Here is an 11149-nt window from a genome sequence, read left to right on the forward strand (position 1 = left end):
CCCCCGCGCGCGTAGCGTCGGAAGGGAACGCGCCGCCGTACGAAGGAGCGGGCGTATGGGCCGCAACCAGCGCAGCAGCAGACGGGACCCGGGGGCAGGCGGACGCGCCCTGACCCGGTGGCTCGAAGGCTGGCCGGTGTACCGGCAGCTCACCGGAGCCGACCGGCTCGGCCGCGGCACGGCGGCCCGGTCGCCGCGCTCGGCCCGCCTTAGTCCCCGCACCGCCCGCGCCGACCGGGTCGTGGACTCGGTGTGCCCCTACTGCGCGGTGGGCTGCGCCCAGCGCGTCTACGTCGAGGACGAGCGCGTCGTCCAGATCGAGGGCAACCCGGACAGCCCCATCTCGCGCGGCCGACTGTGCCCGAAGGGCTCCGCCAGCAAGCAGCTCGTCACCGGGCCCCAGCGCGAGCAGAAGGTGCGCTACCGGCCGCCGTACGCCACCGACTGGCAGGACCTGGACCTCGACACGGCGATGGACATGGTGGCCGACCGGGTGCTGGACGCCCGCCGCCGCGGCTGGCAGGACACCGACGCCTCCGGCCGCCCGCTGCGCCGCACCCTGGGATTCGCCGGCCTGGGCGGCGCGACGCTGGACAACGAGGAGAACTACCTGATCAAAAAGCTGTTCACGGCGCTCGGCGCGATCCAGATCGAGAACCAGGCGCGTATTTGACACTCCGCCACGGTTCCCGGTCTGGGAGCCTCGTTCGGACGCGGCGGCGCCACCGACTACCAGCAGGACCTGGTCAACGCCGACTGCATCGTCATCATGGGCTCCAACATGGCCGAGGCGCACCCGGTCGCGTTCCAGTGGGTGATGGAGGCCAAGGCGCGCGGCACGAAGGTCTTCCACATCGACCCGCGCTTCACCCGCACCAGCGCGCTCGCCGACCGGCACGTCCCGCTGCGCGTCGGCACGGACATCGCCTTCCTGGGCGGAGTGATCAACCACATCCTCTCCCACGGCCTGGACTTCCGGGAGTACGTCACGGCGTACACCAACGCGCCGTTCCTGCTGAGCGAGCGCTACCGGGACACCGAGGACCTCGACGGCCTGTTCAGCGGCTACGACCCGCACACCGCCTCCTACGACCCCTCCAGCTGGGCGTACGAGAGCACCGAGGCGCAGGAGGGACCGGGGCGCCGGGGGAAGGAGCAGGCCGCTCCCTACCAGCACGGCGCCGGCGGCCCGGCCGTCGAGGGCGGCGCCGGCGACATCGCCGCCGACCCGACGCTGGAGCACCCGCGGTGCGTGTACCAGGTGCTCAAGCGGCACTTCGCCCGCTACACACCGGAGATGGTCGAGCGGATCTGCGGAGTCCCCCAGGACGCGTTCGCGGAGGTGTGCCGGGCCTGGACGGAGAACTCCGGCCGCGAGCGCACCGCGGCCCTGGTGTACAGCGTCGGCTGGACGCAGCACTCCACCGGCGCCCAGTACATCCGCGCCGGCTCGATCATCCAGCTTCTGCTCGGCAACATCGGCCGGCCCGGCGGCGGCGTGTACGCGCTGCGCGGGCACGCCTCCATCCAGGGCTCGACGGACATCCCGACCCTGTTCAACCTGCTGCCCGGCTACCTGCCGATGCCCGACACCTCGCACGAGGACCTGGCCGCCTACCTGGACGGCGTCCGCCGCCCCGGCCAGAAGGGCTTCTGGGGCAACGCCGACGCCTACACGGTCTCGCTGCTGAAGGAGTACTGGGGCCAGGCGGCCACCGCGCAGAACGACTGGTGCTTCGACCACCTGCCCCGCATCGACGGCGACCACGGCACCTACCGCACCGCGATGGACATGGTGGACGGCAAGGTCCACGGCTACTTCCTGCTGGGCCAGAACCCGGCCGTGGGCTCCGCGCACGGGCGGCTGCAGCGCCTGGGCATGGCCAACCTCGACTGGCTCGTCGTCCGCGACCTGAACATGATCGAGAGCGCCACCTTCTGGAAGGACGCCCCGGAGACCGAGACCGGGGAGATCGTCACCGAGCGCTGCCGCACCGAGGTGTTCTTCTTCCCCGCCGCCTCGCACGTGGAGAAGGCCGGCACCTTCACCCAGACCCAGCGCATGCTGCAGTGGCGGGACCAGGCCGTCGAACCGCGCGGCGACCAGCGCTCGGAGCTGTGGTTCTTCTACCACCTCGGCCGGCTGGTGCGGCAGAAGCTGGCCGGCTCCACCGACGCACGCGACCGGCCCGTGCTCGACCTCGCCTGGGACTACGCGACCGACGGCGACGAGCCGTCCGCGGCGGACGTGCTGCGCCGCATCAACGGCATCGACCTGACCACCGGGCGGGCCGTCGGCGGATACACCGAGCTGAAGGCCGACGGCAGCACCGCCTGCGGCTGCTGGATCTACAGCGGCGTGTACGCCGACGAGGTCAACCAGGCCCGGCGCCGCAGGCCCCGCCGGGAGCAGGGCCCGTACGACGCCGAATGGGGCTGGACCTGGCCGCTGAACCGGCGCGTGCTGTACAACCGCGCCTCGGCCGACCCGCGGGGGCGGCCCTGGAGCGAGCGCAAGGCCCTCGTCTGGTGGGACGAGGAGAGGCAGGAGTGGACCGGCCACGACATCCCCGACTTCGAGAAGCACAAGCCGCCCGGCTACCGGCCCCCCGCGGGCGCGTCCGGCCCGGACGCGCTGAGCGGCGACGACGCGTTCATCATGATGGCCGACGGCAAGGCATGGCTGTTCGCCCCGTCCGGCCTCACCGACGGCCCCCTGCCCACCCACTACGAGCCGCACGAGTCACCCGTGCCCAACCTCCTGTACGGGCAGCAGGCCAACCCCACCCGCAAGGTCTACGGACGCCGCGACAACCCCTCCAACCCGGCCCCGCCCGAGGCGCACGGCGAGGTGTTCCCCTTCGTCTTCACGGCGGCCCGGCTGACCGAGCACCACACCGCGGGCGGCATGAGCCGCCAGCTGCCCCACCTGGCGGAGCTGCAGCCGGAGCTGTTCGTGGAGGTGTCGCCGGAGCTGGCGGCCGAGCGCGGGCTGCGCCACCTGGAGTGGGCCCACGTGATCACCAGCCGCACCGCGGTGGAGGCCCGCGTCGTCGTCACCGACCGGCTCGCGCCGCTGCGCGTCCAGGACCGTGTCGTCCACCAGGTCTGGATGCCCTACCACTGGGGCCACGCCGGGCTCACCCGGGGGGACGTCGTCAACGACCTCATCGGGGTGGTGGCCGAGCCCAATGTGCTGATCCAGGAGAGCAAGGTGCTGACCTGCGACATCCGCCCCGGGCGGCGGCCGCGCGGACAGGCCCTGCTGGAGTACGTCCAGGACTACCGCCGCCGGGCCGGGATCACACCCCTCACCGGCACCCGCGTCATGACGGCGGGCCCCGACCGCGGACCGGCCCACGGCGAACCGGACGGTCCGCCCCCGGCGGGCGACGACGGCCGCGACCCCCACCACACCGAACCACCGGACGACCGGCCGGAGGATGCCCCATGACCGACCAGCACAGCCTGTACGGGCCTCTCGCGGACCCCGCCGGGGACGCCGGACACCGCGAGCACCCGCCCCGGGTCGGCTTCTTCACGGACACGTCCGTCTGCATCGGCTGCAAGGCGTGCGAGGTGGCCTGCAAGGAGTGGAACGACGTGCCCGGGGCCGGCCTCGACCTGCTGGGCATGTCCTTCGACAACACCGGCGCGCTGGGCGCCGACGCCTGGCGCCACGTCGCCTTCATCGAGCAGGACCGCCCGCCGGGCGTGCAGGACGCGGGCCCGGCCGGCCTGCCCACCGGCCCCTCCCGCACCGGGCACACCACCGGGGCGGACACCGGGCGCGCCACCGGGACGCCGGACGAGGCGGCCCGCGGCGGCGGACAGGGCGCCGCCCCCGTCGACCTGCCGTTCCCCTCCTTCGACCTGCCCGGCGCCGCCACCGGCGCCGAGACCCGGACCGACTTCCGCTGGCTGATGTCGTCCGACGTGTGCAAGCACTGCACCCACGCCGGCTGCCTCGACGTCTGCCCCACCGGAGCACTGTTCCGCACCGAGTTCGGCAGCGTCGTGGTGCAGCCCGACATCTGCAACGGCTGCGGCTACTGCGTCTCCGGCTGCCCCTACGGCGTCATCGACCGGCGGCCCGGCGACGGCCGCGCCTGGAAGTGCACCCTGTGCTACGACCGCCTGCGCGGCGGCCTGGAACCGGCCTGCGCCAAGGCCTGCCCCACCGACTCCATCCAGTTCGGACCGCTCGACGAGCTGCGCGAGCGCGCCGACCGGCGACTGCAGCAGCTGCACGAGGCCGGCGTCGAGGAGGCGCGCCTGTACGGCCGCGACCCCGGCGACGGCGTGGGCGGCGACGGAGCCTTCTTCCTCCTGCTCGACGAACCCGAGGTGTACGGGCTGCCACCGGACCCCGTGGTCCCCACCCGCGACCTGCCGTCGATGTGGAAGTACGCCTCCCTGGCCGCATCGGCCCTGCTGGCGGCGGCCGCCGCCGTGTTCGTCACGCCGGACGGGAAGGTCCGCCGATGAGCGACGACGACGCACCGCCGCGCGAGCCGCACAGCGGCGCGGGCGCCTCCGCCCCGGGCCGCGGCCGCCGCCACCGGGAGACGGCCGCCCCCGCGGCCGGCTTCCGCTCCTACTACGGCCGGCCCGTGCTGAAGAAGCCCGTGTGGGAGTGGGAGGTCCCCGCCTACCTGTTCACCGGCGGTCTGTCGGCCGGCTCCGCCCTGCTGGCGGCCGGCGCCGACCTGACCGGCCGGCCGGCCCTGCGCCGCACCGGCCGCCTGGGCGGCTTCGCCGCCCTGCTCGCCAGCACCTTCCTGCTGATCGCCGACCTGGGCCGCCCGGAACGCTTCCACCACATGCTGCGGGTGGTCAAACCGACCTCGCCCATGTCCGTCGGCACCTGGATCCTCGTCGCCTACGGGCCCGGCAGCGGCCTGGCCGCCGCGGCCGAGCTGCTGCCCCCCTCCTGGCGCGCCACCCGGCCCGGCCGCCTGCTGCACCGGGCGGGCCGTCCGGGCGGGCTGTGGGCCGCCGCCTTCGCCCCCGCCCTCGCGTCCTACACGGCGGTGCTGCTCTCCCAGACGGCCGTACCGGCCTGGCACGAGGCCCGCCGGGAACTGCCCTTCCTCTTCGCCGGTTCCGCCGCCGCGAGCGGCGCGGGCCTGGGCATGCTGCTCACCCCCATGACCGAGGCGGGCCCCGCCCGGCGTCTCGCGGCCGTGGGCGCGGCGGCGGAACTCGCCGCCGCCCGGTCGATCGAACACCGGCCCGGCCTGGAGACCCAGGCCTACAGCAGGGGCCGCGCCCACCGCCTGCGCCGGGCCGCGGAACGCCTCACCCTCGGCGGGGCGGTCACCGCGGCGACCGCCGCCCGCCGCAGCCGCGCGGCCGCCGCCGCGGCCGGACTCGCCCTGCTCACCGGCAGTGTCCTGCAGCGGTTCGGCACCTTCGCGGGCGGCGTCGCCTCGACGGAGGACCCCGCCTACGTCGTGGTCCCCCAGCGCGCCCGCCTCGATACGGCTCCCGGGCGCGGTTTGGGCCGCTGAAGCGGTGAAACCCGGCCCGCACAGCACACCCCACACAGCTCGGGAGGGCTCATGGCCACGGGTGAGACCGGTTTCAGCGACATCGTGTACGACCTCATCTCCGTGCAGTACCACTCACTGAAGGCCGGGCACGACTACGGCCAGTACGTGCGCGACGCGGAGAACGCGAACAAGAAGGAGATCGCCGACTTCTTCCGCTCGGTCATGGAACAGGACTCGGAACGCGCCAAGCGCTGCCACCAGTTCCTGGCCCAGCTGTCCGGCACCGAGGAGGCGGGCCCGGCCGTCACCTGAGGGCGCCGTGCCGGGCACGGGGGCAGGCACCGGATCCGGGGCCACCGGGCGGACCTCAGGGCAGGGTCAGGATGCGGGGGCCCCGGTCCGTGACGGCGACGGTGTGCTCGAAGTGGGCGGCCCTGCTGCCGTCGGTGGTGCGCAGCGTCCAGCCGTCGGCATCGGTGCGGTAGTCGTCCCGCCCGCCCGCCATCAGCATGGGCTCGATGGCGAGGACCAGGCCGTGGCGGAGGGGGAAGCCGCGGCCGGGGCGGCCCCGGTTGGGGACGTGCGGGTCCTCGTGCATGCGGCGGCCGATGCCGTGCCCCCCGAAGTCGGCGGGCATGCCGCAGCCCGCCGTGCGGGCGACGGTGTCGATGGCGTGGGAGATGTCGCCGACGCGGCCGCCCACCCGCGCGGCGGCGATGCCGGCGTCCAGGGCCTGCCGGGTGGCGTCGATCAGATCGAGGTCGCCGGGGCGCGGTGTCCCCACGGTGAAGGTGACGGCCGCGTCACCGGTCCAGCCGTCGAGCTGGGCGCCGCAGTCGACGCTCACCAGGTCGCCGTCGCGCAGCCGGTAGCCCGTGGGGATGCCGTGCGACACGGCGTCGTTGACGGAGGTGCAGATCACGGCCGGGAAGGCGACCGGCGCGAAGGACGGCCGGTATCCCAGGAAAGGGGAGCGGGCACCGGCCTCGGCCAGCACCGCCCGGGCCGCCTCGTCCAGTTCGCGCAGGGAAACCCCCACGCCGGCCGCCTCGCGGACCGCGGCCAGGGCGCGGGCCACCACGCGTCCGGCCTCCCGCATCGCCTCCAATGCGGCATCGGTCTTGATCTCCACCATGTCCTCGGTCTCCCCGCAGCACGTCGATCCAATACTTATACCGGTATTAGTATCACGGTCTCGGCGTGGCTCCGGCCAGGACTCCCGGGCGAGGACGACGGGGCAGGCCTCCCGCACGGGGGTGGGGGAGGGCCTGCCCCGGAGGGTCCGGCGTCACCCGGCGCGCGCCGTCGGGTAACGGGGGGGTCAGCGGGCCGAGGCGGCGGGGCCGACGGGGACGTCCCCGCGCAGCGTGATGCGGTGCATGACGCGGTGCTCGCCGCCGTAGTCGCGGTTGGCGTAGTGGGCGGTGCTGCGGTTGTCCCACAGCGCGACGTCACCCGGCCGCCAGCGGTGCCGCACCACGTGCTCGGGCTTGGTGAGGTGGGCGTACAGGATGTCGAGGAGGCCCCGGCTCTCGTACTCCGAGACGCCCAGGATGTGCGAGGTGAAGCCGGGGTTCACGAACAGGCCCTTGCGGCCGCTCTCGGGGTGCACCCGCACCACCGGGTGCTCCACCGGCGTCAGCTCGGTGAACACCTCGCCCTCCCACAGGTTGCCGCGGCCCTGCCGGCGCTGGGCCAGGTAGTAGCCGAACTCTCGGCTGCCGTCGTGGACGGCGGTCAGCGTGTCCACGTAGGCGCGCAGGCCCGGCGACAGCGACTCGTAGGCGAGCTGGCTGTCGGCCCAGCTGGTGTCGCCGCCGTTCGGCGGCAGCACCACGGCCCGCAGCACGGAGATCGCCGGCGGCCTGCGCACGAACGTCACATCCGTGTGCCACACGTCGGCGAACCCGTTGTCCTGGCTGTCCAGGGAGTACACCTCGGGGGCCACGTCACCGGAGTCGTGGACGGGATGCCCCACGGTGACCTCGCCCAGGCGCCTGCCGAGGTCGATCTGCGCGGCGTCGTCGAGGCCGTGCTGGCCGCGCACGAACAGCACCTTGTACCTGACGAGCGCCTCGCGCAGGGCGAGGACCTGGTCGTCGTCGAGGCGGCCGAGGTCGATGCCGTCGATCTCGGCGCCGAAGTGCGGGCCGAGCGCGGTGACCGGCAGCGTCGCCGGGGCGGACCGCTCGCTGAGAATGCTCACCTGTGTATGTCCTTTCGGGTGGTACGGGTGTCAGGCCGCCGCGGCGGCCTTGACGGCGTGGGAGACCTGTGCGCGCAGCTCGGCGAACTCCCGGGAGCCGCGCAGTTCCTCCGCGTCGACGTCGCCGCGGGGCAGAGTGATCGGCAGGTCCAGGGCCACGGTTCCCGGGCTCCTGGTCAGCACGACGATGCGGGAACCGAGGAAGACCGCCTCGTCCGCCGAGTGCGTCACGAACACCGTGGTCCGTCCGGTCCGGTCGGTCACCCGCCGGACGTCCTCCTGGAGCCGTTCCCGCGTCAACGCGTCCAGCGCGGCGAACGGCTCGTCGAGCAGCAGCAGCGGGTTCTCGGCGGCGAGCGCCCGGGCGATGGCGACGCGCTGCTGCTGGCCGCCGGAGATCTCCCAGACGCGCCGCTCCTCCGTCCCCTCGAGTCCGACGCGGGCCAGCAGCTCAGCGCGGCGGCCGGGCCACTGCGCGCGGTCCACCCCCGCGTACCGCAGCGCCAGGTCGATGTTGCCGCGCACGGTCCGCCACGGCAGCAGCCGCGGCGTCTGGAACACCACGCCGGCCGTCCCGCCGGGCCGCGGCTCGGCCCCGCCGACCCGCACCGAGCCCTCGGTCGGCCGCTCGAACCCGGCGATCAGCCGCAGCAGGGTGCTCTTGCCGCAGCCGGAGGCGCCGACCAGGACCAGGAACTGCCCGGCCGGCACGGTCAGGTCGACCGGGCCCACGGCGGTGAACGCCTCGCCGCCCCGTCCGTACCGGTGGGTGACGCGGTCGAGGCGGACGGAGCCGGCGCGCGCGGAGTCCACCTCGTCACGGCGGCCGGTGAGTTCACTTGACGGCATCGGACAGTCCCTTCAGGTACAGGGCCTTGCGGACGACGTCCTCGGACGGCGCCGCGTCTATCTGCTTCTGGCCGGCCAGGAACCGCCCGGTGTCGGTGATGTAGGAGAGCAGCTTGCCCGGGCTGCCGTCGGTGCCCAGCCAGTCGCCCGACGCCACCTGCTCCGGGGTGAGGTACACGCCCTGCTTCAGCTGGGCCCTGGCGTCCGCGGCGCTGATGCCGAGTTCGGCGGCGACGGCCTCGACCGAGCCGTCGGGGTCGGATCTGAGCAGGCGCAGGGCTTCGGCCTCCGCCTTGCGCCAGGCGTCGATGGCCCCGGGGTCCCTGGCGATCAGGTCGTCCGAGACGACGGCGAGGTCGAGGGTCGGCTTGCCGGCTGTGCCGATCTGCTTGCTGCTCGTGAGCTGGGTGCCGCTCCTGCGCAGTTCGTCCAGGGTCGGCAGCCACACGTAGGCGGCGTCGATGTCGCCGCGCTGCCAGGCGGCGAGGATGGCCTGCGGCTGCAGGTCGACGAGCTTGACGTCGGACGCTGTCAGCCCGGCCCTCTCCAGCGCGGCGAGCAGACTGTAGTGCGAGGTGGAGGCGAACGGCGTGCCGATCGTCCTGCCCTTCAGCCCGGCGACGTCGGACACACCGGCGCCCTTGCGCACCACCAGGGCCTCGTTCTCCCCGGCGACGTCGAGGATCCACGCCACCTTGTACGGGATCGGCGAGCTGCCGGACACCCCGCGCGCGAACGGGCTGGAGCCGAGCGCGGCGATGTCGAGGGACTTGCCGATGAAGGCCTGGTTGACGCTGGCGCCGGAGTCGAACTTGATCCAAGTGATCTTGTAGTCGGGCAGTGCCTTCTCCAGCAGCCTCTTCCTCTTCACGATCAAGTCGCCGCTGGGGAAGGCGAAGTAGCCGATGCGCAGCCTTCTGGAACCGCCGGACGCGGCGGCCTCACCGCCCGCGGAGCAGCCGGTGACGGCCGCGGAGACGGCGGCCAGGGTGCCGGCGAGGAGCAGGCGGCGGGACGGGCCTTGGGCAACACGGGACATGGCGGAACCGTTTCTGTGCACAGGAGAGAAATGGGGCAGTGGAGAGCGGAGAGCCGGGAGTGGGGGAGCGGGGGAGCGGGGGTCTATGCGCGACCGCGCCAGGGGACGACCGCGCGTTCCAGCCGCAGCAGCAGGCCGTCGATGATCAGTCCGGAGACGCCGATGGCGATGATGCCGACGAGCACGACAGGGGTGTTGTTGTAGTTGGCGGCGTCCTTCACCATGCCGCCGATACCGGGCAGGCCGTTGACCAACTCGGCGGCGACGAGGGAGGAGTAGGCCACACCGACGGCGAGGCGGACCCCGGTGAGCGTCTCCGGCAGGGCGGACGGCACGACGACGTCCCGCACGACGTCCCACCGCGACCCGCCCAGTGCCCGCGCCGCCTCGACCAGGCTCTCGGGGACTGCCGCGACGGCCGTGGTGGTGGAGACCGCCACGGGCGGGAACGCCGCGACCGCCAGCAGGGTGACCTTCGGCTCCTCGTTGATGCCCAGCCAGATCACGAGCAGCGAGAAGTACGCCAGCGGCGGCAGCGTCCGCAGGAAGGTGATCCAGGGCTCGAACAGTGAGCGCAACCAGCCGACCGTCCCCATGAGCAGCCCGAACAACACTCCGAGTGCGATGCCCAGTCCGGCTCCGATCGCGATGCGGCGCAGGCTGATGCCCAAGTGCTCGACCAGGGTGGTGCCGTTGTAGCCCCGTACGCCGTCGTGCGTGGTGGACACGGTGACGAACGCGTCCCACACCTTGGCCGGCGGCGGAACCAGCGTCTCGCTCCATGTCCCGCTCGCCGCCAGCGCCTGCCACAGGGCGAGGAACACCAGCAACGAGCCCAACGGCAGCGCGACATGGCGCACGCGCGCCCATGCCCTCCCCGCCGGCAGGCGGCCTCCGGACGGCACGCCGGTGGGCGCCGTCGGGGCATCGGGTGCGAACGGACGAGACGTTGTGGACATGGGCGTCCTCCAAGGGGCGCCGGGACATGAGCAGCCGTCGTCGGCTGACAGGGCGGCCGGCCCCGGGCGAGAGCGATGCTGGACGAAGCGGAAGCGAAGCGAAGGCACCCTGCGCCGGGGTGCGTCACCGATCCCCGCCGGGTGGCATCACCGGACGACGGGGCGCGTCAGAGAAGCGCTGTCAACGACAACACGAGCCCGGGCGTCGGCACAGGTCGATGACCAGGCGTCGCACCAAGAGCTCGGAGTTCATGACCCTTTTCTACAGGCAGCCCGGGCCGCGCACCAGGAGGCGTCCACTTACTGGGACGATCTGTCCACCGTTTCTGTCGCCGCCGCGGTCCGGCCGGTCCAGGCGCCGGCCCCGCCGTCCCGCACCGGCGCCGCCGCTCTCCGCCCGGGGCGGCGCCGACGGCCCCTGTCCCTCATGCGGCGCGGTGCCGCTCGGGCGCGCCCTCGCGAAGGGACCGCACCGCCTCCGCGCATGTGCCCGGCGGCCGGCCGGAACGGCGCGCCGGACAGCGCGACGGCTCCTCGCCGGGTGGGGCGAGGAGCCGTTCGGGGTGGGGTGGCCGCGGGATCAGGCGTGGCGGTGGGAATG

At 73.6% G+C, this 11149-nt stretch carries 9 protein-coding genes; 4 read left to right on the forward strand and 5 right to left on the reverse strand.

Going from position 1 to position 11149, the window contains the following annotated elements; translation table 11 throughout:
- The first annotated feature begins 55 nt into the window (after window positions 1-55).
- The 4 genes from fdh to ABZ261_RS26100 are packed head-to-tail and all read left to right on the forward strand — an operon-like array spanning window position 56 to window position 5807.
- Window positions 56-3454, forward strand: coding sequence for a formate dehydrogenase (fdh, locus tag ABZ261_RS26085; protein ID WP_356863174.1), 3399 nt, complete (start codon window positions 56-58; stop codon window positions 3452-3454).
- Window positions 3451-4488: a 4Fe-4S dicluster domain-containing protein gene (locus ABZ261_RS26090; RefSeq protein ID WP_356863176.1), complete on the forward strand. Its 1038-nt coding sequence runs from the start codon at window positions 3451-3453 to the stop codon at window positions 4486-4488. Before fdh ends, ABZ261_RS26090 begins: the two co-directional genes overlap by 4 nt.
- Complete coding sequence (gene nrfD / locus ABZ261_RS26095; RefSeq protein WP_356863178.1) at window positions 4485-5513, forward strand: NrfD/PsrC family molybdoenzyme membrane anchor subunit; 1029 nt, start codon at window positions 4485-4487, stop codon at window positions 5511-5513. Before ABZ261_RS26090 ends, nrfD begins: the two co-directional genes overlap by 4 nt.
- Window positions 5514-5564: 51 nt before the next feature.
- Window positions 5565-5807 (forward strand): acyl carrier protein, encoded by a 243-nt coding sequence (locus ABZ261_RS26100; RefSeq protein WP_356863180.1) that lies wholly within the window; start codon window positions 5565-5567, stop codon window positions 5805-5807.
- A 55-nt stretch (window positions 5808-5862) separates the two neighbouring features.
- Here the strand turns inward: ABZ261_RS26100 and map are convergent, their stop codons facing one another.
- The 5 genes from map to ABZ261_RS26125 form a co-directional block, all read right to left on the reverse strand.
- Window positions 5863-6630: a type I methionyl aminopeptidase gene (gene map, locus ABZ261_RS26105; protein WP_356863182.1), complete on the reverse strand. Its 768-nt coding sequence runs from the start codon at window positions 6628-6630 to the stop codon at window positions 5863-5865.
- A gap of 186 nt (window positions 6631-6816) precedes the next feature.
- Window positions 6817-7701 carry a TauD/TfdA family dioxygenase gene (locus ABZ261_RS26110; RefSeq protein ID WP_356863184.1) on the reverse strand — a complete coding sequence of 295 codons (885 nt, stop codon included), beginning with the start codon at window positions 7699-7701 and terminating at the stop codon, window positions 6817-6819.
- Between the two features lie 30 nt (window positions 7702-7731).
- The gene (locus tag ABZ261_RS26115; RefSeq protein WP_356863186.1) at window positions 7732-8550 is read right to left on the reverse strand and encodes an ABC transporter ATP-binding protein; all 819 of its coding nucleotides are present in this window, start codon (window positions 8548-8550) and stop codon (window positions 7732-7734) included.
- Window positions 8537-9589: an ABC transporter substrate-binding protein gene (locus ABZ261_RS26120; protein ID WP_356863188.1), complete on the reverse strand. Its 1053-nt coding sequence runs from the start codon at window positions 9587-9589 to the stop codon at window positions 8537-8539. The genes ABZ261_RS26115 and ABZ261_RS26120 overlap by 14 nt, the downstream gene beginning before the upstream one ends.
- An 83-nt stretch (window positions 9590-9672) precedes the next feature.
- Window positions 9673-10494 carry an ABC transporter permease gene (locus tag ABZ261_RS26125; protein ID WP_356863200.1) on the reverse strand — a complete coding sequence of 274 codons (822 nt, stop codon included), beginning with the start codon at window positions 10492-10494 and terminating at the stop codon, window positions 9673-9675.
- Window positions 10495-11149 lie beyond the last annotated feature (655 nt).

Source organism: Streptomyces sp. NPDC006193, from assembly GCF_040613915.1.
GTDB lineage: Bacteria > Actinomycetota > Actinomycetes > Streptomycetales > Streptomycetaceae > Streptomyces.